Source organism: Streptosporangium sp. NPDC048886 (assembly GCF_055586905.1).
In genome coordinates, this window is sequence record NZ_JBVJHH010000019.1 from 130,011 (window position 1) to 154,729 (window position 24,719).

At 72.0% G+C, this 24,719-nt stretch carries 28 protein-coding genes and 1 tRNA gene; 15 read left to right on the forward strand and 14 right to left on the reverse strand.

What is annotated here, in order from left to right:
• Positions 1 to 29: 29 nt before the first annotated feature.
• Positions 30 to 554, forward strand: coding sequence for a GNAT family N-acetyltransferase (locus ACZ6R6_RS24170; RefSeq protein ID WP_470096809.1), 525 nt, complete (start codon positions 30 to 32; stop codon positions 552 to 554).
• A 286-nt stretch (positions 555 to 840) separates the two neighbouring features.
• Positions 841 to 1,029 carry a hypothetical protein gene (locus tag ACZ6R6_RS24175; RefSeq protein WP_306865847.1) on the forward strand — a complete coding sequence of 63 codons (189 nt, stop codon included), beginning with the start codon at positions 841 to 843 and terminating at the stop codon, positions 1,027 to 1,029.
• A 259-nt stretch (positions 1,030 to 1,288) separates the two neighbouring features.
• Here ACZ6R6_RS24175 and ACZ6R6_RS24180 read toward each other — a convergent pair whose 3' ends face one another.
• The 4 genes from ACZ6R6_RS24180 to ACZ6R6_RS24195 all read right to left on the reverse strand — a co-directional run bounded on the left by ACZ6R6_RS24180 (position 1,289) and on the right by ACZ6R6_RS24195 (position 5,492).
• Entirely contained in the window at positions 1,289 to 3,652 is a 2,364-nt protein-coding gene (locus ACZ6R6_RS24180; RefSeq protein ID WP_470096811.1) for a Tex family protein, read from the reverse strand.
• Between the two features lie 160 nt (positions 3,653 to 3,812).
• Positions 3,813 to 4,025, reverse strand: a complete 213-nt coding sequence (locus ACZ6R6_RS24185; protein WP_470096813.1) for a hypothetical protein — start codon at positions 4,023 to 4,025, stop codon at positions 3,813 to 3,815.
• A gap of 37 nt (positions 4,026 to 4,062) precedes the next feature.
• Positions 4,063 to 4,908, reverse strand: a complete 846-nt coding sequence (locus tag ACZ6R6_RS24190; protein WP_470096815.1) for a DUF4097 family beta strand repeat-containing protein — start codon at positions 4,906 to 4,908, stop codon at positions 4,063 to 4,065.
• Positions 4,909 to 4,967: 59 nt separating this feature from the next.
• The gene (locus ACZ6R6_RS24195) at positions 4,968 to 5,492 is read right to left on the reverse strand and encodes a toxin-antitoxin system HicB family antitoxin (RefSeq protein ID WP_306865855.1); all 525 of its coding nucleotides are present in this window, start codon (positions 5,490 to 5,492) and stop codon (positions 4,968 to 4,970) included.
• Between the two features lie 198 nt (positions 5,493 to 5,690).
• Between ACZ6R6_RS24195 and ACZ6R6_RS24200 the strand changes: the two genes are divergently transcribed.
• A complete protein-coding gene (locus ACZ6R6_RS24200) occupies positions 5,691 to 8,255 on the forward strand; it encodes a glycosyl hydrolase family 18 protein (RefSeq protein ID WP_470096817.1) in 2,565 nt (854 codons plus the stop codon).
• A gap of 159 nt (positions 8,256 to 8,414) precedes the next feature.
• On the opposite strand, the gene ACZ6R6_RS24205 is transcribed toward ACZ6R6_RS24200, so the two are convergent.
• A tRNA-Met gene (locus tag ACZ6R6_RS24205) sits at positions 8,415 to 8,487 on the reverse strand.
• A 227-nt stretch (positions 8,488 to 8,714) separates the two neighbouring features.
• Here ACZ6R6_RS24205 and ACZ6R6_RS24210 point away from each other — a divergent pair.
• From ACZ6R6_RS24210 to ACZ6R6_RS24220, 3 genes are all read left to right on the forward strand, one after another.
• Positions 8,715 to 9,272: a hypothetical protein gene (locus ACZ6R6_RS24210; protein ID WP_470096819.1), complete on the forward strand. Its 558-nt coding sequence runs from the start codon at positions 8,715 to 8,717 to the stop codon at positions 9,270 to 9,272.
• 531 nt (positions 9,273 to 9,803) lie between these two features.
• Positions 9,804 to 9,968, forward strand: coding sequence for a 50S ribosomal protein L33 (gene rpmG, locus ACZ6R6_RS24215; RefSeq protein WP_306865860.1), 165 nt, complete (start codon positions 9,804 to 9,806; stop codon positions 9,966 to 9,968).
• Positions 9,969 to 9,970: 2 nt separating this feature from the next.
• Complete coding sequence (locus ACZ6R6_RS24220) at positions 9,971 to 10,216, forward strand: type B 50S ribosomal protein L31 (protein ID WP_470096895.1); 246 nt, start codon at positions 9,971 to 9,973, stop codon at positions 10,214 to 10,216.
• 22 nt (positions 10,217 to 10,238) lie between these two features.
• On the opposite strand, the gene ACZ6R6_RS24225 is transcribed toward ACZ6R6_RS24220, so the two are convergent.
• The 3 genes from ACZ6R6_RS24225 to ACZ6R6_RS24235 form a co-directional block, all read right to left on the reverse strand.
• Positions 10,239 to 10,673: a cellulose binding domain-containing protein gene (locus ACZ6R6_RS24225; protein WP_470096821.1), complete on the reverse strand. Its 435-nt coding sequence runs from the start codon at positions 10,671 to 10,673 to the stop codon at positions 10,239 to 10,241.
• An 89-nt stretch (positions 10,674 to 10,762) separates the two neighbouring features.
• Positions 10,763 to 11,818 (reverse strand): lytic polysaccharide monooxygenase auxiliary activity family 9 protein, encoded by a 1,056-nt coding sequence (locus tag ACZ6R6_RS24230; protein WP_470096823.1) that lies wholly within the window; start codon positions 11,816 to 11,818, stop codon positions 10,763 to 10,765.
• Positions 11,819 to 12,128: 310 nt separating this feature from the next.
• On the reverse strand, positions 12,129 to 12,611 hold the full coding sequence (locus ACZ6R6_RS24235) for a GNAT family N-acetyltransferase (protein ID WP_470096825.1): 483 nt from the start codon (positions 12,609 to 12,611) through the stop codon (positions 12,129 to 12,131).
• Between the two features lie 204 nt (positions 12,612 to 12,815).
• On the opposite strand from ACZ6R6_RS24235, the gene ACZ6R6_RS24240 reads away from it, so the two are divergent.
• A complete protein-coding gene (locus ACZ6R6_RS24240; protein WP_470096827.1) occupies positions 12,816 to 13,034 on the forward strand; it encodes an EF-hand domain-containing protein in 219 nt (72 codons plus the stop codon).
• Positions 13,035 to 13,069: 35 nt separating this feature from the next.
• Here the strand turns inward: ACZ6R6_RS24240 and ACZ6R6_RS24245 are convergent, their stop codons facing one another.
• Positions 13,070 to 16,213, reverse strand: coding sequence for a SpoIIE family protein phosphatase (locus tag ACZ6R6_RS24245; protein WP_470096829.1), 3,144 nt, complete (start codon positions 16,211 to 16,213; stop codon positions 13,070 to 13,072).
• Between the two features lie 148 nt (positions 16,214 to 16,361).
• On the opposite strand from ACZ6R6_RS24245, the gene ACZ6R6_RS24250 reads away from it, so the two are divergent.
• Complete coding sequence (locus ACZ6R6_RS24250) at positions 16,362 to 16,688, forward strand: STAS domain-containing protein (RefSeq protein WP_470096831.1); 327 nt, start codon at positions 16,362 to 16,364, stop codon at positions 16,686 to 16,688.
• Positions 16,681 to 17,271, forward strand: a complete 591-nt coding sequence (locus ACZ6R6_RS24255) for an ATP-binding protein (RefSeq protein ID WP_470096833.1) — start codon at positions 16,681 to 16,683, stop codon at positions 17,269 to 17,271. Before ACZ6R6_RS24250 ends, ACZ6R6_RS24255 begins: the two co-directional genes overlap by 8 nt.
• 7 nt (positions 17,272 to 17,278) lie before the next feature.
• Here the strand turns inward: ACZ6R6_RS24255 and ACZ6R6_RS24260 are convergent, their stop codons facing one another.
• The 3 genes from ACZ6R6_RS24260 to ACZ6R6_RS24270 all read right to left on the reverse strand — a co-directional run bounded on the left by ACZ6R6_RS24260 (position 17,279) and on the right by ACZ6R6_RS24270 (position 18,821).
• Positions 17,279 to 17,551, reverse strand: coding sequence for a hypothetical protein (locus ACZ6R6_RS24260; RefSeq protein ID WP_470096835.1), 273 nt, complete (start codon positions 17,549 to 17,551; stop codon positions 17,279 to 17,281).
• 167 nt (positions 17,552 to 17,718) lie between these two features.
• Entirely contained in the window at positions 17,719 to 18,282 is a 564-nt protein-coding gene (locus ACZ6R6_RS24265) for a TetR/AcrR family transcriptional regulator (protein ID WP_470096837.1), read from the reverse strand.
• Complete coding sequence (locus ACZ6R6_RS24270) at positions 18,282 to 18,821, reverse strand: SRPBCC family protein (RefSeq protein WP_470096839.1); 540 nt, start codon at positions 18,819 to 18,821, stop codon at positions 18,282 to 18,284. Before ACZ6R6_RS24270 ends, ACZ6R6_RS24265 begins: the two co-directional genes overlap by 1 nt.
• Before the next feature lie 216 nt (positions 18,822 to 19,037).
• Here ACZ6R6_RS24270 and ACZ6R6_RS24275 point away from each other — a divergent pair, with 216 nt between their 5' ends.
• The 4 genes from ACZ6R6_RS24275 to ACZ6R6_RS24290 all read left to right on the forward strand — a co-directional run bounded on the left by ACZ6R6_RS24275 (position 19,038) and on the right by ACZ6R6_RS24290 (position 21,765).
• A complete protein-coding gene (locus ACZ6R6_RS24275) occupies positions 19,038 to 19,760 on the forward strand; it encodes a CPBP family intramembrane glutamic endopeptidase (RefSeq protein ID WP_470096841.1) in 723 nt (240 codons plus the stop codon).
• A 14-nt stretch (positions 19,761 to 19,774) separates the two neighbouring features.
• On the forward strand, positions 19,775 to 20,152 hold the full coding sequence (locus ACZ6R6_RS24280) for a PadR family transcriptional regulator (RefSeq protein ID WP_470096842.1): 378 nt from the start codon (positions 19,775 to 19,777) through the stop codon (positions 20,150 to 20,152).
• Positions 20,149 to 20,943, forward strand: coding sequence for a hypothetical protein (locus tag ACZ6R6_RS24285; RefSeq protein ID WP_470096844.1), 795 nt, complete (start codon positions 20,149 to 20,151; stop codon positions 20,941 to 20,943). The genes ACZ6R6_RS24280 and ACZ6R6_RS24285 overlap by 4 nt, the downstream gene beginning before the upstream one ends.
• A gap of 210 nt (positions 20,944 to 21,153) precedes the next feature.
• Positions 21,154 to 21,765 carry an HAD-IA family hydrolase gene (locus tag ACZ6R6_RS24290; RefSeq protein WP_470096846.1) on the forward strand — a complete coding sequence of 204 codons (612 nt, stop codon included), beginning with the start codon at positions 21,154 to 21,156 and terminating at the stop codon, positions 21,763 to 21,765.
• A gap of 145 nt (positions 21,766 to 21,910) precedes the next feature.
• Here ACZ6R6_RS24290 and ACZ6R6_RS24295 read toward each other — a convergent pair whose 3' ends face one another.
• Together ACZ6R6_RS24295 and ACZ6R6_RS24300 are read right to left on the reverse strand one after the other, a co-directional pair.
• Entirely contained in the window at positions 21,911 to 22,279 is a 369-nt protein-coding gene (locus tag ACZ6R6_RS24295; protein ID WP_470096848.1) for an STAS domain-containing protein, read from the reverse strand.
• A 145-nt stretch (positions 22,280 to 22,424) separates the two neighbouring features.
• Positions 22,425 to 22,817 (reverse strand): ArsR/SmtB family transcription factor, encoded by a 393-nt coding sequence (locus tag ACZ6R6_RS24300; protein ID WP_470096850.1) that lies wholly within the window; start codon positions 22,815 to 22,817, stop codon positions 22,425 to 22,427.
• Positions 22,818 to 22,957: 140 nt separating this feature from the next.
• Between ACZ6R6_RS24300 and ACZ6R6_RS24305 the strand changes: the two genes are divergently transcribed.
• On the forward strand, positions 22,958 to 24,070 hold the full coding sequence (locus ACZ6R6_RS24305) for an acetate/propionate family kinase (protein WP_470096852.1): 1,113 nt from the start codon (positions 22,958 to 22,960) through the stop codon (positions 24,068 to 24,070).
• A gap of 63 nt (positions 24,071 to 24,133) precedes the next feature.
• Positions 24,134 to 24,586, forward strand: coding sequence for a DUF6789 family protein (locus ACZ6R6_RS24310; protein ID WP_470096854.1), 453 nt, complete (start codon positions 24,134 to 24,136; stop codon positions 24,584 to 24,586).
• Positions 24,587 to 24,719 lie beyond the last annotated feature (133 nt).

Here is a 24,719-nt window from a genome sequence, read left to right on the forward strand (position 1 = left end):
GCACGCCGTCCGGCGTTAGGGTTCCACTTATGCTCCGTGGAGACAGGGTTCTGCTCAGGGCCGTGACGAAAGACGATCTGGTCGCGCTGCACCGATTGCACGACGACGTGGACACGGCGGTCAGCTCCACGGCGGAGCCGTGGGTCCCCGAGCCGGTCGACCGGGCCATCGCCCGATACGAGCGGCGGGAGCCCGATCCCGCCAACGTCGGCTTCGCCGTCGAGTCGCTCTCCGGGGGCGACCTGCTCGGCTCCTGCCTGGTCTGGGGGATCGACGCCCTCAACCGCAACGGCCACCTGGGGATCACGCTGCTGCCCGAGGCCCGGGGGCGGGGATACGCCCCCGACGTGCTGCGGGTGCTGTGCGACTACGCTTTCCGGATCCGCGGTCTGCACCGGCTGGGGCTGGAGACGCTCGCCACCAACACCGCCATGATCGCCTCGGCGGAGAAGGTCGGCTTCCGGCGCGAGGGCACGCTCCGAGACCACGCCTGGGTGGCCGGATCCTTCGTCGACGAGGCGCTGTTCGGGCTGCTCGCCGCCGAGTTCTCCTGACCGGCGGGGCCGGAAGTCCGTATCCATGGGATAGCTGGCTGTATCTATGGATAGTCCTGGTTGTGTGGGTAATGCCGGTCCTGCCAGCATCGACGAATATCACGGACCGGCCGGCCGAATCGGCCGGCACCGGCAGGACCGGCTGAGGCTGTGCCTCGCCTGCACCTGACCGGCAACGGACGACAGCTTCAGGAGGCTCGGTGCCACACGTCAACTGCCAGGCGGTCCAGCACGCGCCCGGGACCGCCCCGTCCGACGATCTCCGCTCCCGCCGGGCGGGTGCGCGATGAGGATCTGGCTCCCGATCGGGCTCGGCGCCCTGCTCATCCTGATGGGCGGCACCTGGACGCTCCAGGGCCTCGGATACGTGGGCGGCAGCTTCATGAGCGGAGCCAAGGAGTGGTTCTGGATCGGCCTGGCCACGCTGGCCGTCGGCCTCGTCCTGGCCGCCATGCCCCTGCTCCGCCGCCGCTGACCCCTTGCCGCTGATCCGCCCGGCAGGCAGTGGTCTGCGGTGAACCGTCGGGCGGGCGTGGCGGCGGGACACGGAGATCTCCGATGTGGTGTGGAACCCAGGCCCTCCACCACATCGGAGGTCTCCGCCGTTGATCGAGCCCTACTGCCGACCCCCGCGGCCGGTATCGCCGCTCCGGCGGCCGGGAACGTCTACCGCCCCGCCCGCCGTACCGGCGTCCTGGGGCGACCGGACCCGGTGAAGGCGTGCGGTCACCGCACTAGCGGTTGCCGCCGGAGCCGTCGAGTCCGGCGCGGCGCAGCGCGTCGGCCATCGCGCCACTGGGCGCGCCGCGCTGCTGGCCGCGGTCCTGCCGCTGGCCGCCCCGTCCTTGTCCTTGCTGCTGGCCGCCGCGTCCCTGCTGCTGGCCACCCCGCCGGCCGTTGTCACGCCGTTCGCCGCCCTGCTGGTCGCGCCGGCCGGAGCCCTTGGCGGGCTCGTCCTCCAGCCGCAGGGTGAGCGAGATGCGCTTGCGGGGGATGTCGACGTCGAGCACCTTCACCCGGACGATGTCACCGGGCTTGACCACCTCGCGGGGGTCCTTGACGAAGTTGTGCGACAGGGCCGAGACGTGGACCAGGCCGTCCTGGTGCACGCCGACGTCGACGAACGCGCCGAAGGCGGCGACGTTGGTGACCACGCCCTCCAGCAACATGCCGGCCTTGAGATCGGAGATCTTCTCCACGCCCTCCTTGAAGGTCGCGGTCTTGAAGGCCGGGCGGGGGTCGCGGCCGGGCTTCTCCAGCTCCGACAGGATGTCGGTGACGGTCGGCAGGCCGAAGGTGTCGTCGACGAAGTCCTGCGGCCGCAGGGCCCGCAGCGCCGTGCCGTTGCCGATCAGCTCCTTGATGCCGCCGCCGGTGGCCGACAGGATCCGGCGGACCACGGGGTAGGCCTCGGGGTGCACGCTGGAGGCGTCGAGCGGGTCGTCGCCGCCGGGGATGCGCAGGAAGCCCGCGCACTGCTCGAACGCCTTGGGGCCGAGCCTGGCCACGTCCTTCAGCGCCTTGCGGGAGCGGAACGGGCCGTTGGCGTCGCGGTGCTGGACGATGTTCTCGGCGAGGCCGGAGCCGATGCCCGAGACCCGGGTCAGCAGCGGTGCCGAGGCGGTGTTGACGTCGACGCCGACGGCGTTCACGCAGTCTTCGACCACCGCGTCGAGCGAGCGCGAGAGCTTGGTCTCGGCGAGGTCGTGCTGGTATTGGCCGACGCCGATCGACTTGGGGTCGATCTTGACGAGCTCGGCCAGCGGGTCCTGGAGCCGGCGCGCGATCGACACGGCGCCGCGCAGGGAGACGTCCATGCCGGGCAGCTCCTGGGAGGCGAAGGCGGAGGCGGAGTAGACCGAGGCGCCGGCCTCCGACACCACGATCTTGGTGAGCCCGGGGACCAGCTTCACCAGCTCGCCCGCCAGCTTGTCGGTCTCTCTCGACGCGGTGCCGTTGCCGATCGAGACCAGCTCCACGCCGTGTCTCTTGGCCAGCGTGGCCAGCGTGGCCAGCGACTGGTCCCACTGGCGGCGCGGCTCGTGGGGGTAGATCGTGTCGGTGGCCAGCACCTTCCCGGTGGCGTCCACCACCGCGACCTTCACTCCGGTGCGCAGACCCGGGTCGAGCCCCATGGTCGCGCGGGTCCCCGCGGGGGCGGCGAGCAGCAGGTCGCGAAGGTTGGCGGCGAACACGCGCACCGCCTCGTCCTCGGCGGCCTGCCACATGCGCATCCGCAGGTCGATGCCGAGGTGGACGAGGATGCGGGTGCGCCAGGCCCAGCGGACGGTGTCGGCCAGCCACTTGTCGGCCGGGCGTCCCTGGTCGGAGATGCCGAAGCGGTGGGCGATGCGCCCCTCGTAGGTGCCGGTGGGCTCCTCCTCCGGCTCCAGGGTGAGGGTGAGGATCTCCTCCTTCTCCCCCCGGAACATCGCCAGGATCCGGTGGGAGGGCAGCTTGGTGAACGGCTCGGCGAAGTCGAAGTAGTCGGAGAACTTGGCCCCCTCCTCCTCCTTGCCCTCGCGGACCGCCGCGACCAGGCGCCCCTTGCCCCACATCCGCTCGCGCAGCTCCCCGACCAGGTCGGCGTCCTCGCCGAACCGCTCGACCAGGATCGCCCGGGCCCCGTCGAGCGCGGCGGCCGCGTCGGCCACCCCCTCGCCGACGAACGCCGCCGCGGCGGCCTGCGGGTCGACCGACGGGTCGGCGAGCAGGCCCTCGGCGAGCGGTTCGAGCCCGGCCTCCCTGGCGATCTGCGCCTTGGTCCGCCGCTTGGGCTTGTAGGGGAGGTAGATGTCCTCCAGCCGGGCCTTGGAGTCGGCCGCCGCGATCTGCGCGGCGAGGGCGTCGTCGAGCTTGCCCTGGCCGCGGATCGACTCCAGGATCGCGGCGCGCCGCTCCTCCAGCTCACGCAGGTAGCGGAGCCGCTCCTCGAGCGTGCGCAACTGCGCGTCGTCGAGCATCTCGGTGGCTTCCTTGCGGTAGCGGGCGATGAACGGCACGGTGGCCCCGCCGTCGAGCAGTTCCACGGCCGCCTGCACCTGCCGTTCGCGCACACCCAGCTCTTCGGCGATCCGCTGATGAATAGACGTCGTCACGATCTCTCTTCCCTCGTGGTGGCAGCTGTGATGGGCGGCCGTGGTGAGCAGCCACCAAGCTACCGCGTCGCCCCGACATCGGGCCGTCCGGAGATACAGGTCAGGCGTTACGGACAATGGAGGCCGACCGGAACAGGACGACGGCCGGGTGGGGGGACGCTCAGGCGGCCGTCGGCCTGTGGGGGGCGGGGCGGTGGTCGTATCCGCGGGCCGGTGCCGGGCTGATCCGGTCGGCGAGCCCGTGGAGGACCCGGGCGGCCCATCGGCGCGAGGGCCCGGGGTGCTTCGGCGCGAGGCGCAGGGCCTCCGCCTCGGCGAGCATCTCGGTGTGCCGCGTGTGGATGAGGGTGCAGGCCTGAATGTCGTTCATCATGGATCTCCTTACGGGCGTCTGACGGATCGCGGATTTCTCACGGGCGGGCGCGGGTGATGGCGATGTCGCCGGACACGGTCTTGACGTGGACCTCGGCCTTCGCCCCGTCGTCGGTGGGCTGGTCGGACTGTTCGAGGGAGGAGCCGACCCTGCCGGAGATCGAGGAGACGTCGAGCCACGCGCTGGTCCCGGTGGGGATGCCGATCACGACGTCGCCCGACGCGGTGTTGACCCAGACGCTCCCGTGGGCGACCGAGTCGACGGTGACGTCGGCCGAGGCGCTCTTCACCTGGAGGGAGTCCCCGGCCTGCCGGATCCGGACGGTTCCGGAGGCCGTCTTGACGGTGGCGGCGCCGCCGACCACGCCGAGGTCGGCCTTGCCGGAGGAGGTGGTGACCGATGCCCCGTCGTGCACCTCCCGCAGGCCGACGTCTCCGGACGCGGTCCTCACCTGCGCGCCGCCCGCGGTGACGTCACAGATGACGTCACCGCTCGCCGTCTTGGCGGCAAGGCCGGCGCAGCGGTCGATCCGCACGTCGCCGGAGGCGGTGTCGGCCGAGACCTCGCCCAGGGGCCCGGTCATCCGGGCGGCGGCCGAAGCGGTGGTGAAGTCGACCCGTGAGCCCTCCGGCAGGCCGACGACGACTTTCAGCCTGGGGGTACGGCCCAGCGACAGGAACCGTCCGGGAGCCTCGACGGAGACCGTGCCGCCGGCGTGTTCGACACGGGTCTCCTCGGCGTATTCCACGTCGATGGACCTGGACGGGTCGGCCGGCCGTACTTCGACCACGGTGTCGGTGCGGGGCGTGGCCGTGATGTCCAGGTCGCCCGAGGCGAAGTCCACCCGGAGCGTGATGGGGGCGGGGGTCTGGAATGCGGGCATGGCGAGATCTCCCTTGCGGGGTGCGTGAAGTTCCGTGGAGGGTGTGAGGGGCGGTCGGGTCAGTGGACCCAGCCGCTGATGCGCTTTCCGGTGGAGGGCGGGCGGGGCGTGCGGGGGGTCTCGGACAGGGCGGCCGACACGGCCCTGACCAGCCAGGCGTTGACGGAGACGCCCTCCTGCCCCGCGGCCTCCTCGATCCGGCCCTTGAGCGACTCGGGCAGCCGCAGCGTGACGCGCGCGGTGCCCGCCTCACCGGGCGGAAGGGGCGGCTCCGGGGGAGCGGGCGGGGATGGCGGGCCGGGCGGCATGGGCGGGAACGGCGAGGTGAAGACGTCGGCCGCCGGAGGCGGCGTCACCACGAACTCGGGCTCGCGGTTGCGGATCCGCACCTCGACGGAGCCCGGCGCGAGCTCTCGGGTGACCTCGTCGGCAGCGGCGGAGAGCGCGTCGATGAGTGTGAGCCTGACGGCGGAGTCGAGTGCCGTCGTGAGGTTCTCCACGGCGGCCCGGGTCTCGGGGTCGGCGACCGCCGCCGACGCTGCCAGTGCGCGGCGGAGGTTCTCGACAAAGGGCGTGACGTCCATACGCATCACTATGACGTCATTTTGACGTCATAGCAACCCATGTGACGTCACTTCCCTCTCCGGGTGGTGTCGCGGAGGCCGCCCGTGTCGGCCGCGCGGGAGCGGGAAGTGCGCCGTTTTGGGCCTTGCCGACACGGGAGGGCAGGTTTACGATCCGCGTAATTGTTAGGAAACTTTCCTTTAAGAAAGAGTTCCCGCATGCGCCGAACCGCCGCTGTGCTGCTGGCTCTCGTCCTGGCGACCGCCCTCGCCGCCATCAGCGCTCCCGCCAATGCCGCCACCCGACTGACGGCCGCCTTCACCCTGACCGGCAATCAGGGCAAGTTCGTGGTGAGCAATCCCGGCACCACGCCGGTGACCGGATGGTCGATCACGTTCGACCTGCCGGCCGGGGTCACCGTCAGCGGTGCCCAGAACGCCACCACCACCCAGAGCGGGACGCGGGTCAAGCTGACCCCGGCCTTCTACATCAACACCGTGCGGGCGAACGGGAACACCGAGCCGTACAGTCCCACGTTCACCCTCAGCTCGGCGGCCCAGCCGACGAGCTGCACGATCAACAACGCCAACTGCGACGGCAGCGGCGACCCGCCGCCGCCGGACGCGCCCCTCACCGCCGCCTACTCGGGCAGCGGGACGCAGGGCAAGTTCGTGGTCAGCAACAACACCGACACCGCGCTCAACGGCTGGTCGATCACGTTCGACCTGCCGGCCGGGGTCACCGCGAGCGGCGCGGAGAACGCCTCGTTGAGCCAGAGCGGGCGCCAGGTCACGCTGAGCCCGGCCCACTACAACACGACGGTGGCCGCGCGCGGGTCCACCGAGCCCTACAGCCCCTCCTTCCGGCTCAGCGCCTCCGCCGAGCCGGAGAACTGCCGGGTCAACGACGTCAGATGTGACGGTTCGGCCGACACGCCGCCGGCCGCCCCGGGGAACCTGCGCTCGCCGGTCAAGACCACCAAGACCGTGTCGCTGGCGTGGGACGCGGCGACCCCCGGGAGCCTCCCGATCGTCGGCTACCAGGTCTACAACGGCGCCACCCTGGCCACGACGGTCACCGGGACGGCCGCGACCCTCACCGGCCTGACCCCGAACACCGAATACACCTTCACCGTCAAGACCAAGGACAGGAAGGGGACCCTCTCCCCGGCCGGCGCGGCGCTGAAGGTGACGACCAACAACGCCGGCGACGACACCCAGCCGCCCACCGCGCCCGCCAACCTGCGCAGCACCGGCAAGAGCTCCTCCAGCGTCTCCCTCGCGTGGGGGGCCTCGACCGACAACAAGGGCATCGCCGGCTACGAGGTCTACGCCGGCACGAACCTGGTGGCGGCGGTCACCGACACCTCCGCCACGGTGAGCGGGCTGTCGCCGTCCACCGAATACACCTTCACCGTCAAGGCCCGCGACCTGTACGACAACCTCTCGGCCGCGAGCAACGCGTTGAAGGTGAGCACCGACGACATCGTCGGCAGCGGCTACGCCCGGGTCGGCTACTTCGTGCAGTGGGGCATCTACGGCCGCCAGTACTTCGTGCGCAACCTCGACACGACCGGTGTCGCAGCGAAGCTGACCCACCTCAACTACGCCTTCGGCAACATCGACCCGGTGAACCTGACCTGCCTGCACGGTGTCACCAAGGGCACCACGGCCAACCCCCAGGACCCGAACCAGGGTGACGGGGCGGGTGACGCGGACGCCGACTACGGCAGGCCGATGAGCGCGGCGCAGTCGGTGGACGGCGTCGCCGACACCGGCTGGGAGAAGCTGCGCGGCAACTACAACCAGCTCCGCAAGCTCAAGGCGAAGTATCCGAACCTGAAGGTGCTGATCTCGCTCGGCGGCTGGACCTACTCGAAGTATTTCTCCGACGTGGCGGCCACCGACGCCTCCCGGAAGAAGTTCGTGAGCTCCTGCATCGACATGTACATCAAGGGCAACCTGCCGGTCTACAACGCCGCGGGCGGGCCGGGCAGCGCCGCCGGGATCTTCGACGGCATCGACCTCGACTGGGAGTGGCCCGGCGCCGAGGGACACGCCGGCAACCACATCGGCGCCAACGACAAGGCGAACAACACGCTGCTGATCGCCGAGTTCCGCAGGCAGCTCGACGCGCTGACCCAGGAGACCGGCAAGCGCTACCAGCTCACCGCGTTCACCCCGGCCGACCCGGCGAAGATCGCCGCCGGCTGGGACCTGCCGGAGGTCGCCAAGTCCCTGGACATCTTCAACGTCCAGGGCTACGACTTCCACGGCTCGGGCAGCGACAACTCCTGGGAGCCGAACCGGACCGGGCACCAGGGCAACCTGTACGCCGACACCGACGACCCGTACTCCTTCCACTTCAGCGTCGAGAACGCGGTCGACGTCTACCTGCAGGCCGGGGTGAACCCGCGCAAGATCACCGTTGGTCTCGCCTACTACGGGCGCGGCTGGCAGGGCGTCGCCGACGGCGGCAGGTCCGGCGAGTGGCAGTCGGCCACCGGCGCGGCGCCCGGCCAGTTCACCGACGAGGCGGGCACCCGCGGATACGCCAACCTGATGGCCAGTGTGCCGGGATGCACCGTCAAGCACGACGAGCAGGCGGTCGCGACCTACTGCTACACCGGCAACGGAGGACAGTGGTGGACCTTCGACGACGCGTGGTCGATCGGCAAGAAGACCGCGTGGCTGCGGAGCAAGGGCCTGCTCGGTGTGATGATCTGGGAGATGTCCGGTGACCCCGGCTCCCTGACCAGCGCCGTCGACGCCGGCCTGAGGTAGTCCACCGGAGTGTGGTCCCCGGTGGCCGGGTCACCCGCGGCATCCGCTGTCGCGCCGGTGGCCCGGCCGCCGCCGTGACCGGGCGCGGGGCCGGACCGGGAGCCGGGCGGCCGGTGCGGGGGTGAGGACGGGGCGGCCGGTGCGAGAGGGAGGACGGGGTGGCGGGTGCGGGGATCGAACCCGCCCATCGCGGCTTATGAAACCGCCGGGCACACCAGCGCCCTCACCCGCCGAGAATGCGGACGGCCGCTCCGGGAGATTCCCCGGGCGGCCCGCGCGTGACGTCGCCAATCGTCACGTGCGAGTTTTCTCCCGCATGCTCATCCGCTCGTTCATGTGCGTTCTCCGAACATGGTCCGATGAGTTGAGAATGGCCGGTCCGTCTCCGGCGACGCAACGTGTTTTCGGTGCACGAAATTCAGGTGAAAAAGCGGTCATGGACCTGGACAATCCTTCTTCATGGGCATCAGGAAGGATCTGCGGAGGGCGCTGGAGGCGGGACGCCCCGTCAGGGTGCGCAGCGCCATCGAGGGCGCCGACCGGCTGAGCGGCTATGTCATGGGCGTCGGGCGCAGGTGGGTGCTCCTCCAGAAGATCTCCGGCGAGCTCCGGCTCGACGGCTACGCGGCCGTACGGCTGCGCGACGTCGAGTCCGCCTCCGGGGCGGGCTGGGCGGGCTCGGGTTTCACGCACCGGGCCCTGAGATCGGCCGGTGAGCGGGCCCGCCCCCTGCCGGGGGTCGACCTCGACTCGACCGCGGGCCTGATCGAGACGCTCGGCGCCGGCTTCCCGCTGCTCGGCCTCCACGTCGAGCGGGTCGATCCGGACATCATGTACGTCGGCCACGCGAGGGGGATCACCCGCAAGGGACGGCTCCGCCTCCAGGAGATCAGCTCCAGGGCCCGGTGGCAGAGCACGTGCGTCCGGCACAGGCTCGCCGACACCACCAGGATCGACGTCGGCGGAGGTTATCTCGACGCCCTGCACCGGGTGGGCGGCGTCCCGCCCGTCTGCTGAGCCACGCCCGCCGGGCCGCGCCCGCCCGCCCGCCGGGCCGTGTCCGATGAGGCACCCCTCCTCCAGCGTCTCGATCCCGAGGAGAACGCTGTCGTAGGAGTCGGCGGCGCGTGCCTCGCAGCGCCCGGCGACCTGGGCCGGCGAATCCGGGCAGCCGTCGCTGATCCAGCGCATTACGTCGGGATCGCTGTTCCGGCGCCACAGGGATTCCGCTTCGGACGCTTCCACCGGTGGTAACCGCATGAGTTTCCCGGTCAGCGGGAATTGCTCCGTCCGATGATCGGTCAATATGGCCAAGAAAGGTTCCTGTCAGGCCGCCGTCCGGTGCTTAAAACCATTTTTCCGGGCCGACGTGGGCGGGCGGGGCCGGCCCGCGGGCTCCCCGAGCGCCGTGGCCGCCCTCCCGGGGCCGTGTGGAGCCGCGTCCCCCCGGGAGGGCGGCCCGGCGGTGTTCTCCCGGGGGGAATACCTCGGTGGTGAAAACGGTTATCGGCATCGCTGCACAGCGTGTCGAACAGAAAGGAGCCGAGCTTGGCCAGGAACGAGCTGCGCCCCGTGACCAGACTGCGGTCGTCCGCGGGCACCGGCTACACCTACGTGACCCGCAAGAACCGGCGGAACGACCCCGACCGCCTCACGCTCGCCAAGTACGACCCGATCATCCGCAAGCACGTGACGTTCCGAGAGGACCGATGACCATGAAGCAGGGCATCCACCCCGACTACCGCCCGGTCGTCTTCCGCGACCCGAGCGCGGGCACCGCCTTCCTCACCCGCTCGACCGTGACCGCCGACAAGACCGTCGAATGGGAGGACGGCAACGTCTACCCGCTGGTCGACGTCGACGTCTCCTCCGCCAGCCACCCCTTCTACACCGGACGCGGCCGGGTGCTCGACACCGCCGGCCGGGTGGAGCGCTTCAACCAGCGCTACGGGAAGCGCTGACCCGTGCGCCCCGCCGCCGCCCTCAGCCGCAGGTGATCTCGGTGAAGGCCGGGGGCGAGGCGGCGGCGCCCACGAAGCCGATGTCGGAGACCGTGGCCCCCGGCGGCAGCGCGGGCTTCCCGGCCGGCGCGTGGATCATCGCGATGGGGCCGCTCTGCATGTGGGTGCCGTTCCACGCCTGGGTGAGCGTCGCGTCCCGGGGCATGACCCACTGGACGTACCAGTCCTTCATCGGCCGGCCGCCGGTGTTGCTGATCGTCGCCGCGCCCCGGTAGCCGCCCGGCCATGACTCGACGAGGGTGACCGTGGCCGAGCAGCCGGCAGCGGGAGCCGCCGGATGGGCGACGGTGTGCCGGGCCGTCGGCGTCCCGCCGACGCAGGCCGCCGCGACCAGGGCCGCCGCGGCCCCCATCGACGCCGGTCCCAGCAGCGACGCGATCCTGTTCCCAGACGCCACGGGGTTCCTTTCAGAGAGGCCGGTGGCTCGGAGCGGCCGGCGGTGGCCTCGGCCGGTGCCCGGCGGCGACCGGCCGAGGCCCCGCGTTCCTAGGGGCTGGTGCAGGTGAGGGCGGGTGAGCCGCTGGTCCCGACGCCGGTGAACCCGAACGTGGTCGAGCCGTTGGGCGCCAGGGTCCGGTTCCAGTCGGCGTTCTTGGCGGTGACGGCGGACCCGGACGTGGTGTAGGTGGCGTTCCACAGGCTGTTGACGGTGCTGCCGCTGCCGAGCGTCCAGTTCACCGTCCAGCCGTTCAGGGTGGAGGAGCCCCGGTTGGTCACGGTCACCTCGGCCTGGAACCCGCCCGACCAGGAGTTGACGGTCCGGTAGGTGGCGGCGCAGCCGCCGCCCGGCCCTCCCGTGACGGTCGGCGTCGGGGTCGGAGTGGGGGTGGGCCCCGGCCGGCCGACGCCGGTCACCTCTCCGTTGCCGCCGTCGAAGACGACGTCGGAGCAGTTGTAGAACGTCTCGTTGCTGTCGGAGCGCTTCCAGACCGAATAGATGAGGTGGCGGCCGGACTTGCCCGAGGGCAGCGTGGCGTTCCAGTAGTAGTGGGCGTCGTTGGTGCCCGGGGAGCCGACGCTCTGCGGGTGGTCGGCGGTGTGGAAGGGCTGGGACTCAAGGTCGTCCCAGGTGAGCGCCCGGCTGGGGTCCCAGCCGTCCTTGGTTACGTACAGGTAGAACCAGCCGGGGTGGGCGGCCCACTTGTTGTATTTGAACTGGATCCCGGCCCCGGAGGTCAGGTGGGTCACCGGCCAGTCGGCGTTCGGCAGGTCGAACCCGCTGTAGCCGGGATTGCCGCCGCTGCACACCTGGCCGTCGGGGATGAATCCCCGGGTCCGCCCCGCACCGTCGGAGCGGAGCAGGCTGAACCAGTTGTACAGGGAGTTGGCCCCGCTCCGGGCCACCGCCGCGTCGCAGGCGGGGTTGATGGGGATGATCTGACCCGTCGTCGACAGGCCGTCCTGCCAGCAGAGGTAGGTGCGGCTGCCCGGCACCATCATGGCTCCGTGCGCCGAGGCCGGAACGGGCACGAGAACGACGGCGAGCAGCGTGGACAGGAACGCGACCGCACTGGCGACAGCGATACTTCGCCATTTACTCACAGAACTACCCTCCCTTTCGGAGGAGGACGGATTGCTGATCAATGGCGGTGAGGCGCTCACGCGGAACGGACTCTAGGTCGCCGTTCCCGAGGTGTAAACGGCCTGCTCTCCCCCCGGCCCGGCGGAGGACGTCCGCGCAGTTCAGAAGGGCACGGGGGAGGGCGGGCGGATGAAAGGTTCACGGCCGGCGGCGGCCGTGCGCCGCGGACCGGGCGGGCATGTCCTGACAACCGAAAAGGCCAGCCCGACCGGTGTCGAGCTGGCCCCGTTGACGTTTCCGCGGGTGGTGCGGACCCGCGTCCGCATCCGGTTATCCCAGTCTCTCGGTCGCGGCGAGTTTTTCGAGCGCCGCTCCCGTGAGCCGGTATCTGTCCCATTCGTCGAGCGGCTCCGCGCCCAGTGCCCGGTAGAAGGCGATGCTCGGGGTGTTCCAGTCGAGAACCGACCACTCGAACCGGCCGTAACCGCGCTCCACGCAGATGCGGGCGAGCTCGGCCAGCAGCTGCTTGCCGTACCCGTGACCCCGGTGGCCGGGGTGGACGTAGAGGTCTTCGAGGTATATCCCGTGCTTGCCCAGCCAGGTGGAGTAGGTGACGAACCAGAGCGCGAACCCCGCCACCTGCTCCCCGTCGGTGGCGATGTGGCAGAACGCGGCGGGGGCGGGGCTGAAGAGCGCGTCGTGGAGCTGCTCCGCGGTGGTCTCGACCTCGTCGAGCGCCCGCTCGTACTCCGCCAGCTCACGGATCATGTCGATGATCGCCGGAACGTCATCCGGTGTCGCGGGACGAATCATGGTGGGAAGTCTAGGCTCGCGGAGTAGGTGCTCCGGCGTGGTGGAGCGCCCGCCCGCCGCGGAAAGGCCCTGCGTAAGGTCCTGCTGGAGGCCCCGCGTGGAGGGGCCGGCGGGGGCGGGGTGGCCGGGTGGGCGGGGGCTCCCGTAAGTTGTCAGCTGATCGGACGCGGGGCGTTCACAGGTCGTCGAGGAAGGCGGACCAGCATGTCGGCAGAGCCCACCGGTGAGCGGTTGACGGAGCTGAGGCAGGCGTTCGCCGCCATCGACGGCGACGGCGACGGCTTCATCACGGAGAAGGAGTTCGGCGAGCACTTCCCCGACCTGCCCGCCGAGGCCATCGGGTCGCTGAACCGTGACGCCGACGCCGACGGCGACGGACGTTTCTCCTTCGAGGAGTTCGTCCGGATCGTGTCGCAGGACTGATCCGGATCGCGTCGCGGGATTGGACCCGGCGACGCTCAGGCGAGGGCGAAGCCGAGCAGGGCCACGTCGTCGCGGTTGTCCTCGCGGTCGATCAGGTTGAGCAGCGACTCCAACTGGGCGTCGAGGCCGAGACCGGCCGCCCTCGCCATCTCGGAGCGGAGCCTGGCCATGCCGGCGAGGATGTCCGCCGACCGCTTCTCGACGATGCCGTCGGTGTAGAGGAGCAGCCGGTCGCCCCGGTCCAGGCGGGCCTCGGCCGTGGAGAAGACCATGGACGGCACGGCCCCGATCAGCGGGGCCGTCGCGCCGTCGAGATAGCCGGCCTCCCCGTCCGCCCGGCAGACCAGGACGGGTGGGTGGCCCGCGCTGGAGTAGTGCAGGTGTCCGGTCGGCAGCGACAGCCGCACGCACAGGACGGTTCCGTGCATGCGGTCGTGGCGGCCGGCCGTCATCCGGTTGAGACGGCTGAGGGTCCGGCCGGGGTCGGGGTCCTCCAGGGCGTAGGCCCGCAGCGCGTTGCGCATCCGGCCCATGGTGGCGGCGGCCTTCACCCCCTTGCCGACGATGTCGCCGATCACCAGCACCACCTCGTCGTCGGAGACGCGGATGACGTCGTACCAGTCGCCGCCGACGCCGGCCTCGTCGTTGCCCGGGAGGTAGCGGCCGACGATCTCCACGCCGGTGATGTCGGGGACCTCGGGCAGCAGGGCGAGCTGCAGCGTGGTCGCGATCCGGTGTTCCAGCTCGAGCTGCTCCAGGTTCTCCAGGCGCGCGACGGTGAGCTGGGCGAGCTGCCGGAGCACCGTGTCGTCGGCGCCGTCGCCGGAGGCGGTGGCGCTCGGCGGCTCGATCCGGAGGTCACCGCCGGAGGTGAGGGCCACCTCCGCGGCAGGGGAGTCGGCCAGCAGCCGACCGTATCTCTCGGTGAGCGCCAGCACCTCGCGCGCCGACGGTGCCTCGTTGATCGCGAGCGCGGCCTCGGTCAGCTCGCGCAGCTGGCGGTTGTGCCGCGACCGGGTGGCGGCCAGCCGCAGCACGCCGCGCACCCGGGTGAGCAGCTCCCGGGCGGAGAACGGCTTCACCAGGTATTCGTCGGCCCCCGCGGTGAGCCCCGTCAGGGACTCCTCCTTGCCGGCCCTCGCCGACAGCAGCATGATCGACACACTCCGGGTGTCGGGGTCGCCGCGTAGCCTGCGCACCAGCTCCAGCCCGTCCATGCCGGGCATCATCACATCGGCGATGACCAGGTCGGGCGGCTGCTCCCGGGCCGCGTTCAGCGCGGCGGCGCCGTCGGCGACGGCCGTCACCACCCAGTGCGGGCTGAGCAGGCGGACGAGATAGTCGCGCAGGTCGGCGTTGTCATCGGCGACGAGGATCCGCTCCAGAGCGGGATGGTCCGCGGCGGGCTCCGGGACGGTCCCGGCCGCCGGGACGGGGTCCGCGGTCTCACCCGCCGCGCCCTGGCCCGCTGCCCTGTCCGCGGTGTCTCGATCGGCTCCGTCCGCCGTGTCCCGGGCCGAGGTCCCGGCCGCCGGGCCGCGGACCGGCGGCTCGTCCGGGATCGGCAGCCACGGCGCCTCGCCCGGTGCCGGTCCGTACGGTGCGCCCGCCTCGACGAGCTGGTCCTGGGGCAGGTGCGCCGAGCCGTACGGCAGGGTGATCGTGAAGGTCGTCCCCTCGCCGACACGGCTGTCGGCCTCGATCCGGCCGCCGTGGAGGGTGACCAGCTCGCGCACGAGGGCCAGGCCGATGCCCGTCCCCTCGTGGCTGCGCGACGGCGACCCGCTGATCCGGTGGAAGCGTTCGAAGAGGCTGACCATCTCGTGGCCGGGTATGCCGACGCCGGTGTCGGAGACCGTGACCACGGCATGGCCATCGCCGTCCCGGACGCCGACGGTGACGCCGCCGGTGAAGGTGTGCTTCAACGCGTTGGAGAGCAGGTTGAAGACGATCCGCTCCCACATGCGCCGGTCGAGGTGGACCGGCCCCGGCGGCGGCCCGCCCTCCACGCGGAGGGTCAGCCCGACGCTCTCCATCGACGAGCGGAACACCCCGGCCAGCTCGGCGGTCTGCGCGACCAGATCGGTCGGCTGGTAGCGGGCGCGGGTCCAGCCGGAGTCGACGCTGGTGAAGTCGAGCACGTCGTTGACCAGCGTGAGCAGCCGCATCGCGTTGCGGCGGGCCGCGTGGAGGGCGACCCGCTGCTCGGAGCCGAGGGAGGGGTCGTCGAGCAGCTCCTGCAGGGGGCCGAGGATCAGGGTCAGCGGGGTGCGCAGCTCGTGGCTGATGTTGGCGAAGAACGCGGACTTGGCGTTGTCGAGCTCCGCGAGCGCCCGCGCCTGGTCGCGCTCCCGCTCGTGGGCCTCGGCGGCGGACAGCGCCCGTGACACGCTCGCCGCGAGCACCTCGAAGAACTCCTGGTACGGCCCGCGCAGTTGCAACATCGGGTTGACCCCGCACACGAGCACGCCCAGCAGGTCGGCTCCCGAGGTGAGGGGCAGCGCGACCACCGGGCCGCAGGAGCCGAAACGCCCGCCGGGCAGCTCCGTGGCGGCGTCCCCGCCGGCCACGGAGCGCAGGAGGTCGTCGTCGGCGGCGATCCGCGCCGGAGCCGCGCCCTGTGGCCCGGCGAGCCGCAGGTCCCCGTCGTCGCCGGAGAGATACAGCAGGGCCGACGGCACGTCGTCGCGTGCCTCGGCCAGGACGGAGACGACGGCCTGCGCCACCTCCTGACGCGTGCCCATCCCGCTCGTCGCCGCGCCGACCTGGCTCAGCGTACGCAGCCTGCGCTCGCCCAGCACCCGTCCGGTCGTCTCGCTGACCAGGCACAGCACCCCGCCGGAGGACCCGTCGGCCAGCCGTACGGGGCCGTAGGAGACGTCGAAGTAGGTCTGTTCGAGAAAGCCGTGCCGGATCAGCCGGAAGGGGTGGTCCGGGGCCCAGAAGGGTTCGCCCGTCTCGCGCACCCGGTCGAGCAGCGGGCGCAGGACGTCCCAGGTCTCCGCCCAGTTCTCCACGGCCGGTCGGCCGAGGGCCGCCGGGTGCTTGGCGCCGATGGTGGGGATGTAGGGGTCGTTGTAGAGGGCGATGTATTCGGGCCCCCAGAACAGGACGATCTGCATGCCGGAGGAGAGTGCGATGTCGACGGCGCCTCTGAGGGGGGCCGGCCACTGATCCATCGGCCCCAGAGGAGTCGCCCCCCAGTCGTGCCCTCGGATCCGTTCGCCCATCTCTCCGCCGCCGAAGGGGGGTTCCTGCCGCATCTCACTCCTGGCTTTTCAGGTAATCTGACGATACCTGGTGCACAACTGACCCTGTGGTGAGGACATGGCCATTCGGCTTGAGAAGCGGGCGGATACCGACGGCTCGTTCTTGCTCATCCCGGTCGGCGACCTCGATCGCGACGCGGCGGAGGCGCTGTCCACCGCGGTGGGGGAATGTCTCGCCCACCCGCCCGGCAGACTGGTGATCCAGATGACACACGTGCAGTTCTGCGACTCGTCGGGGATCGTCGCCCTGCTCGACGCCCACGCCGAAGCGGCGGAGCGGGGCACCGAGCTGGTCCTCGCCGACGTCAGCGAGCACCTGCGGGCGCTCTTCCGGATCTCCGCCCTCGACCAGGTCGTCCGGATTGTCGAAGAATCTCGTGGCTGAGGCGGCCCAGGAGGGCGTACGGGCGGCGGAGGAGGGCTCCCGAGCCGCTGCCGAGGGCACACACGTGACCCTGGACGGCGCGTCGGCGGCCGCGGACGGGGCGCAGGTGGCCTTGGACGGGGCGCAGGTGGCCCGGGACGGGGCGCAGGTGACCCTCGGTGGCACGCAGGTCGCACCGGACGGCGCGCGGGCGGCCGCGGACGGTGACCGGAAGGTGTCCTTCCCGATCGTCGGCGATCTCGCCGGGCTCCGGCAGCTGGCCCGCCGGTTCCTGGAGCCGGAGGCGTTCGACGAGCTGCGGGAGATGAACTTCATCCTCGCCATCAGCGAGGCCGCCAACAACGTGCTCGACCACGCCGGCACCGCGGGCACCGTCACCCTGCTGCGCGCCGCCGACCGGATCGTGGCGGAGATCAGTGACCGGGCGGGGCTGCTCACCGACGCCGAGGCCGGCACGACCGCGCCCCCGGTCGGGTCCCGCCGCGGCTACGGGCTCTGGCTGATGCGCCAGATGTGCGACAAGGTGGAGATCCTCCACGGTCCGGCCGGATCCACCGTCCGGCTCACCGTCCTGCGCGCCTGAGGTCCGGCTACGGCTCGGCCAGCGGATCCTGCCGCAGGCTGATGCGCCTGGCCCACCTGCCGATCTGCGCTCCGTCGAACTGCTGGACCCCGGGGAGCTGCAGCAGGGCCGCCCGCAGGGCCTCCTCCACCTCCTCGACCGGTCTGCCGCCGTGCCCGGCGCCGACCCGCCCCACCACCTGGGTGGTCCGGGCGTCGAAGCGCGGCTCCCTGCCCGTGGCGGTGTGCGCGGCCACCTCGCGCAGGGCGGCGTTGTCCATGGTGATACGGACGCGAGACATCCTCGGTTCCCCCCGGAGACCATAGGTTCCACGGGACCGGTCCCGATAGCCCGTTTCTCGCTGGATCAGCAGCGGCATACGCCCCGGCCTGCCAGAACGTGACTCCGGTCCCGGAGGGAGTGTCCCACGGCCCCGCACGATCCGGCGGCAGGACGCGCCGGCGGAGCTCATCGGGCGGGACGCGAGGTGAAGGCGTGGGCCCCTTCCGCCCAGGTCCGGTCGAGGTCGGAGCCGTCCGGGTAGCGGCCGTCGAGCTCCAAAATCACCATCCCGTGGGCGAAGGACCACAGCGCCTGGGCCAGGTACGGCTCGCCGGCGGCCAGGAAGAAGGGGGTGCCCGCCCACTCCTCCAGGCCGGGGGCGAGCCGCTGCCGGGGGAGCGGTCCCGAGGTCGCCAGGCGGTAGAGGTTGGGGTGGGCCAGGGCGGTGCGCCGGTAGGCACGGAGCACCGCGTCGACCGGCTCCCGCCGGGGCGCCGAGCCGAGGGCCGCCTGGAGCGCCGCGTGGAGGGCCGTCCCTATCTCGGCGAACCCCCGCTCCATGAGCGCGGCCTCGACGGCGGCCTTGTCAGGCAGGTGCTTGTAGAGCGACGGTGCCCGGATGCCGAGCCGGTCGGCCAGGGCACGCATGGTGAGGGCGTCGCGTCCCTCCTCCTCCAGCAGCTCTCGGGCGACCGTGACGATCTCCGCCGCCCGGGGGGTGAGGGGGGTCAGTTCCGGCTGGGTGCTCATCAGGGCATCTTCTCAGCGCGGGCCTTCAGCGCCGTGTTCATCGCCGCGAAGTTGTCGGCCACCTCCAGGGCGCCGCCGGCCAGCGGCACGAGCGCGCCGGTGAACGTCTCGCCCTGCGTCAGCCGGCTGCGTCCGGCGCCGAGGTCCTCGATGCGGAAGTAGTGCTCGCCGTCCACGATCCCCGGCACCCCGAACCGGCCGATCCAGCGCAGCTCCCGCCCGGGGATGGCGGCCAGGACCGTGGGGCTGAAAGTGGTGATCTCGCCCTGGTCGGAGAGCCGGTTGGTGAGCACCGCGCCGACACGTGCCTGCCCCTCCGCGCTCACGATGAACGGGTTCCACTGCGGATAGGTGCCGAAGTCGGTCAGCACCTGCCACACCCGCTCCGGCGAAGCGTTGATCTCGATCTCGGTGCGGACCTTGTGGGGGGCGACGAGCGTCCAGGCGTACAGGCCCGCGGGGACGGCGACGAGCAGGGCGACGGCGATGAGCAGGATCTTCTTGAGCACCGTTCCTCCATGGCTAACTTTGTTAGCCATGACTTTAGGCTAACAAAGTTAGCCACGCAAGTGCCGGCGTGGGGAGCCCGCCGCGCCCGCCTCGCCCCTCGATCGGGCGTCTGGCTCGACCGCTCGCCGGAGTGCGCGGCGTCGCGCTCCCGGGTGCCCGCGAGGGTGGCGGGATCGCCATCTAGGTTGTATTCCTAACTAGCTTGTTCTACCGTCTAGATAGCACAGCACCTATGGAGGTCCCCCGTGTCGTTCACCCCTTTGTCGCTCGCCCTGACGGCCGTCCTCGTCGGTTACCTGGCCGTCGTCAGCCCCCTGCTCGGCAAGCGCACCTACGACAGGCTGGCCCGTACCCGCGACCAGGACCCCGCGGTCTACCGCCGGATGTTCACGCTCTGGAGTGCCGAGCTGTGGGCGCTGGCCGCCGTGGCGCTGCTCATCGTCGCCGTGGAGCCGGGGCTCGACGCCGCGGGCGTCGGCCTGGTGATCAAGGAGCCGCTGGCTGACACCCTCGGCACGATCGCCGGCTTCCTGGTCGCCGCCACGGCCGGGGTGCTCGTCATCAGGTGGCTGGCCGCCAGGGGCAGGCCCGTCCCCGGCCAGCAGGCCTTCCACCACCTGCTGCCGCGCACCCCGGCCGAGCGCTGGTACGCCGCGGGCCTGTCGGTGACCGCCGGCGTCACCGAGGAGATCGTCTACCGGGGCCTGCTCATCGCGGTCGGCACGCACGCGTTCGGCCTGAGCGAGGGGGTCGCGGCCTTCGGCGCGCTGGTGGTCTTCGTCCTCGGCCACCTCTACCAGGGCTGGCGCGGCATGCTCATGGTCGCCCTGATCGGTTTCGGGCTGACCTCGCTCTACCTGAGGACCGACAGCCTGCTCCTGCCGATCCTGCTGCACGCGCTGATCGACCTCCGTGGCCTGGTGCTCACCCCGCAGCCGCGGCGCGAGCTAGTCGGGCATGCGGGCTAGGTAGGATCGCTACCATGACGAGCGATCGACGCGCGAGCTGGCTCAAAGGCGTGCTCGACCTGCTGGTGCTCGCCAGCCTGACGGCCGGCGAGAACTATGGCTACGAGATCGCCAAAGACCTCGCCGAGGCGGGCCTCGGTCAGATCAAGGGCGGCACCCTCTACCCGGTGCTCAACCGGCTGGAGGAGGCGGGGCTGGTCACCGCCGAGTTCCGGGTGACCGAGCGCGGGCCCGGCCGCCGCTACTACCGGCTCACCGACCAGGGCAGGCAGACGCTTGCCGAGCAGGGCGGGCTCTGGCTGGGCTTCGACGAGTCGGTGCGCGCCGTACTGGCCAAGGGCCGCGTCGAGGCGCCGCAGCCCGCGGGTCCGCAGGGAGAGGAGCTCCGATGAGCGGCCACGTCGACGAGGCCGCCGGGAGCGGTCGTTGCGGGGAGGCGGGCGGCGGCTACTTCGGCGAGCTCGCCGTGCTGCTGGCCGAGGCGGGCACGCCGGCCGACCGGGTCAGGGCCACGCTCGACGACCTCGCCGGCTACCTCGCCGAGAGCGGCGGCGACCCCGAGGAGGAGTTCGGCCCGGTGGCCGAGCTGGCCCGGGAGCTGGCCGTCACCCCGGCCCCGCCCGCCGGGCCCGCCACGGGCGCCCGCACCTGGCGCTGGACCGCCGACCTGTTCCACGACGTCAAGATGCTCAACGAGTACGGCGCGCAGGGCTGGGAGGTCGACAGGGTCGACGCGAAGGGCCTGTTCGTCAGCGTCCGCGACCCCGAGCACCCCCAGCAGTGGGAATACCGGAGAGAGCTGGTCCCGCCCGGCCGCAGGCAGGGCCTGCTCGACCTGCTCGCCCCCGACGGCTGGGAGCCGTGCGGCACGTGGGTGCGTTTCGAGTATTTCAAGCGGCCCAAGGCCGCCAGCGTGGGACCGGCCGCCGAGCTGGCCGCGCCGCCGCAGGCACCCGGGCGCAGCCTCTTCTTCAGTCCGAAGTTCTACGCCCTCGTCGCCGTCACCCTGGCGCTGGCGGCGGTGGCCCTGGTGTCGCTGCTGCGCTCCGCCGGAGAGGAGCTCGCCGGATCCGACGGCGGCCTCGACACCATCCTGGGCCTGCTCACCGGGGCGGCCGTGGGCGCGCTGGTCCCGATGGCCCTGTTGTGGCTGGCCGCTCGGCGGCATAACCGGCGGCGCTGAGCCTGGCGAGGGCATCCGATGTGTGGCCGCTGTTCCCGTCGGACCCCGATGCGGCTCCCGCTTGCGGATGAACATCGAAGATGTTCGAATGAACGTGAAATGTTTGCGGAACAGCTGGGCGTGGCCGCCGCCCCTCCAGGCTCGGTACGGTCGGGGCGCCGGATCCCCGCGCCCGCCGCCCGCTCTCACCGGACCGACCTGGGAGAAACCGTGACCGCCCCGCACCGGACCGACCTGGAGGAATCCGTGACCGCCTGGATGCTGCTGGACTACGGCGAGGTGATCTCCCTGGCGCAGCCGGCCGGGGAGGTGGCGGCCATGGCCGCCGTCGCGGGCCAGGATCCCGAGGCCTTCCGCGAGCGCTACTGGCGTCACCGGGATCTCTACGACCGCGGCCAGGACCCCCACCTCTACTGGGGGAACGTCCTCGGCCGGGAGCTGGCCGCCGCCGATCCCGTCGTGGCCGAGCTCAACGCGGCCGACGTCGCGAGCTGGTCCCACCTCAACCCCGCCAGCCTCGACATGCTCGGCGAGCTCACCGGCCGCCACCGGCTCGCGCTGCTGTCCAACGCTCCCGAGCCGCTGGCGGCGGCCATCGACCACGCCCCCTGGGCCGCGATGTTCGCCCACCGCTTCTACAGCTGCCGCCTGGCCCTGGCCAAGCCCGACGCCGCCATCTTCGAAAAGGTCCTCGACGGGCTCGGCGCGGCCCCCGGCGAGGTCACCTTCCTCGACGACCGGGCCGACAACGTCGACGCCGCGGCGGCACTCGGGATCAACGCCGTTCTCTACCGCGCGCAGCCGTACCCGCACGGAGGGTGAGGGAGGCCGGCGGCCCGCGTGACGTCGGAGTGCCGGGACCATGAGGGAGGAGGGGGCGGCACGGGCGGCCAGCGCCACCCCCGCCGGACGGCGGGGCGCCGTGCCGCCCCGGCGGACCTCCGGGGGAGGCGGGGCCCGCCGGGGCTCACCGGAAGGCCGACAGGGTCCCCTCGGAGGCCCGCCGCAGGGACTCGCTCACATCCGAGTCGATGGGGAACGCCGCGCCCAGCCGGGTCAGCTCCAGGAGGCGGGCGAGGAATCCGTGGACGCCGGCCAGCCGGAGCCAGCCGTTCTGCTCGTAGGCGCGACGCATGCTCGTCAGCAGCGCCCAGACCCCTGTGGAGTCGCAGAAACCCAGGTCCGCCGTGTCGATGATGATCCGGACGTGTCCTCGCGTCAGCAGTCCCGCGAGCGCCTCCTCAAGCTGTGGGGCCGATAATTTGTCGAGATCACCGGCGAGCGAGACCACGGAGAAGTGTGGATGGTCGCTCACCGTGACGGAAAGTCGAGTCATGTTGCCCCGCTGTCTACGGCTGTTGGAGACAGCGCCCTTGTGGGGAGCCGTGCAAAGACGGAAACCACTATCACCACCGTACGCCCGTGGCTCAGGACAGTTCAACGGGTCGGCGTGAACGCCGAGGTCAGGGGGGCGATGCCGGTCATGTGTCTTCTCTGTCCTCCGTCTTGGGGGTGCCGTCCGGGGGGCCCGCCTCCGCGGCGTTCCGCATCCGGCGCTCGCGCCTTCCCCGGGCGAGCTCGGTGCCGAGGGCGTCCAGGCTCCGCTCCCAGAACCGGCGGTAGCGCTCCAGCCAGAGGTCGACCTCCCGCAAGGGGGCGGGGTCGACGGCGTACAGGCGCCGGGTGCCCTGGGCCCGGACGGTCGCGAACCCGTTGTCGCGCAGCACGCGCAGGTGCTGCGAGACCCCCGGCTGGGAGATCCCGAACTCCTCCTGCACGACGGCGCCGATCTCGCCGGCCGAGAGCTCGCCGTCGGCGAGCAGCTCCAGGATCCGGCGCCGCACCGGATCGCCGAGAATGTCGAACGCGTGCATGACGCCATTGTATGAGTCATAACTTATATAGTTCAATCCGGGACGGCCGGAGCCCCATGCCGGCCGGAAAGGCGGCGGGCCGCCGGGGATCCGGGCCGGGCGGGCCGTTTGCCCCACGTCGCCGGGGGCACCGGGAAGCCATGGGAACCACCGATCCGGCGGTGCTCACCGTCAACGCGGGGTCGTCGAGCCTCCAGCTCCACCTCGTCCAGAACGGCCGGGTCCTGCGCACCTCGCACAGCGAGAAGAGCCCCGACCCGGCCGAGGCCGAACGGACGCTGTCGGACTTCCTCGACGCCGCGCCCGAGCACGGGCCCGTGGCGGTCGGACACCGCCTCGTGCACGGCGGCGACGCCGTACGGCGCCCGGCGGTCGTCGACGACGGGGTCCTGGCCGCGGTGCGCGAGTGCGCCGACCTCGCCCCGCTGCACGTGCCGCCCGCGCTCGCGCTCGTCGAGATCTGCCGGCGGCGGCTGCCGGAGATCCCGCACGTGCTCTGCCCGGACACCGCCTTCCACGCCGACCTGCCCGAGCCGGCCGCCACCTACCCGCTGCCGCCGGAGTGGAGGAGCCGGTACGGCCTGCGGCGCTACGGCTTCCACGGGCTGTCCTACGCCTGGACCCTGGGCCGGGCGTCGCGGCTGCTGGGGCGGCCCGCCGAGACCTTGCACCTGGTGCTCACCCATCTCGGCGGGGGCTCCTCGGTGTGCGCGGTCCGGCAGGGCCGCAGCGTGGACACCTCCATGGGGTTCACGCCGCTTGAGGGCGTCCCGATGAGCAAGCGGTCGGGCAGCGTCGATCCCGGCATGCTGCTGTGGCTGCTGTCGGACTCCCGGCTCTCCCTCGAAGAGCTGCGTGAGGGGCTGGAACACCGCTCCGGGCTGCTCGGGCTCTCGGACGGCAGGTCCGGCGACACGAGAGACCTGGTGAACGCCGGAGACCACGCCTCCGCCCTGGCCCTGGAGGTGTTCGCCCACCGGGTGGCCCGGGAGATCGCCGCCGCCGCGACGAGCCTGGGCCGGCTCGACGCGCTGGTGTTCACCGGGGAGATCGGCTGGGACCAGCCGGAGGTCCGCGAGGCCGTCTGCCGCAGGCTCGGGCTCCTCGGCGTCGAGCCGCCCGTCCGGGCCGACCTGGACGCCGACGGGGCGGTGAGCGCGCGGGAGGCCGCGGTGCCCGTGCTGGTGGTGCGGCCGCGCGAGGAGCTGCAGCTCGCCCGCGACACCCTCGGTGCGCTCGGCGACGCCCGGTAGGCGGCTCCCGCTGCGCATACATCCCGGTAACCGGGTACGGAAATCCGTACAGGAGGTGGGATCGTGACGCGTGACCTCGTGAACGGAGCCGCCGGCGGCGTGCTCGCCACCGCGGTGATGAGCGCGGTGATGCTCGCCGGAGACCGGGCCGGCCTGATGCCGGACCAGCCGCCCAAACGGATCGCCCGCGCCTTCCTGCCCGGCCACAGGCACCGGCCCAAGCGGGGCGAGAGGGCACTGGGCGCGATCACCCACTTCGGCTTCGGCGCGGCCTGCGGCGCCCTGTACGCCCTGACCTGCGGGCGGCGGCGCGCGCCGGTCGCCGTCGGCGTCGCCTACGGGCTGGCCATCTGGCTCGTCAGCTACCAGGGCTGGGTGCCGCGCCTGGGCATTCTGCCGCCGATCTCCGGTGACAGGCCGGGGCGCCCGGCGGTCATGGCCGCCGGCCACGCGGCCTACGGCGCCGTGCTCGCCCTCGTGGTGAACGGTCTCGGCACCGCCGCCGACGGCCGGTGACCGGAGACCGGGGATCGGCCCGGCGGCTCTCCGCCGGGGCCCGTGCGGGGTCGCGGGGCCCCACCGGGCGGAGGGCCGGGCCGGGGCGGGACAGGAGGGGGGAGGCCGCCCCAGCGGATGGCGCTCGTGGCGA

Excerpts from the sequence above, each read along its gene's own strand:
- ACZ6R6_RS24270 (WP_470096839.1), bottom strand. The coding sequence starts at position 18,821 with ATGGCTAACAAAGTTAGCCATGGAGGAACGGTGCTCAAGAAGATCCTG.
- ACZ6R6_RS24195 (WP_306865855.1), bottom strand. The coding sequence starts at position 5,492 with ATGGACGTCACGCCCTTTGTCGAGAACCTCCGCCGCGCACTGGCAGCG.
- ACZ6R6_RS24285 (WP_470096844.1), top strand. The coding sequence starts at position 20,149 with ATGAGCGGCCACGTCGACGAGGCCGCCGGGAGCGGTCGTTGCGGGGAG.
- ACZ6R6_RS24245 (WP_470096829.1), bottom strand. The coding sequence starts at position 16,213 with ATGGATCAGTGGCCGGCCCCCCTCAGAGGCGCCGTCGACATCGCACTC.
- ACZ6R6_RS24295 (WP_470096848.1), bottom strand. The coding sequence starts at position 22,279 with ATGACTCGACTTTCCGTCACGGTGAGCGACCATCCACACTTCTCCGTG.
- ACZ6R6_RS24185 (WP_470096813.1), bottom strand. The coding sequence starts at position 4,025 with ATGATGAACGACATTCAGGCCTGCACCCTCATCCACACGCGGCACACC.
- ACZ6R6_RS24260 (WP_470096835.1), bottom strand. The coding sequence starts at position 17,551 with ATGTCTCGCGTCCGTATCACCATGGACAACGCCGCCCTGCGCGAGGTG.
- ACZ6R6_RS24305 (WP_470096852.1), top strand. The coding sequence starts at position 22,958 with ATGGGAACCACCGATCCGGCGGTGCTCACCGTCAACGCGGGGTCGTCG.
- ACZ6R6_RS24190 (WP_470096815.1), bottom strand. The coding sequence starts at position 4,908 with ATGCCCGCATTCCAGACCCCCGCCCCCATCACGCTCCGGGTGGACTTC.
- ACZ6R6_RS24240 (WP_470096827.1), top strand. The coding sequence starts at position 12,816 with ATGTCGGCAGAGCCCACCGGTGAGCGGTTGACGGAGCTGAGGCAGGCG.
- ACZ6R6_RS24250 (WP_470096831.1), top strand. The coding sequence starts at position 16,362 with ATGGCCATTCGGCTTGAGAAGCGGGCGGATACCGACGGCTCGTTCTTG.
- ACZ6R6_RS24220 (WP_470096895.1), top strand. The coding sequence starts at position 9,971 with ATGAAGCAGGGCATCCACCCCGACTACCGCCCGGTCGTCTTCCGCGAC.
- ACZ6R6_RS24265 (WP_470096837.1), bottom strand. The coding sequence starts at position 18,282 with ATGAGCACCCAGCCGGAACTGACCCCCCTCACCCCCCGGGCGGCGGAG.
- ACZ6R6_RS24280 (WP_470096842.1), top strand. The coding sequence starts at position 19,775 with ATGACGAGCGATCGACGCGCGAGCTGGCTCAAAGGCGTGCTCGACCTG.
- ACZ6R6_RS24170 (WP_470096809.1), top strand. The coding sequence starts at position 30 with ATGCTCCGTGGAGACAGGGTTCTGCTCAGGGCCGTGACGAAAGACGAT.
- ACZ6R6_RS24300 (WP_470096850.1), bottom strand. The coding sequence starts at position 22,817 with ATGCACGCGTTCGACATTCTCGGCGATCCGGTGCGGCGCCGGATCCTG.
- ACZ6R6_RS24175 (WP_306865847.1), top strand. The coding sequence starts at position 841 with ATGAGGATCTGGCTCCCGATCGGGCTCGGCGCCCTGCTCATCCTGATG.
- ACZ6R6_RS24200 (WP_470096817.1), top strand. The coding sequence starts at position 5,691 with ATGCGCCGAACCGCCGCTGTGCTGCTGGCTCTCGTCCTGGCGACCGCC.
- ACZ6R6_RS24210 (WP_470096819.1), top strand. The coding sequence starts at position 8,715 with ATGGGCATCAGGAAGGATCTGCGGAGGGCGCTGGAGGCGGGACGCCCC.
- ACZ6R6_RS24235 (WP_470096825.1), bottom strand. The coding sequence starts at position 12,611 with ATGATTCGTCCCGCGACACCGGATGACGTTCCGGCGATCATCGACATG.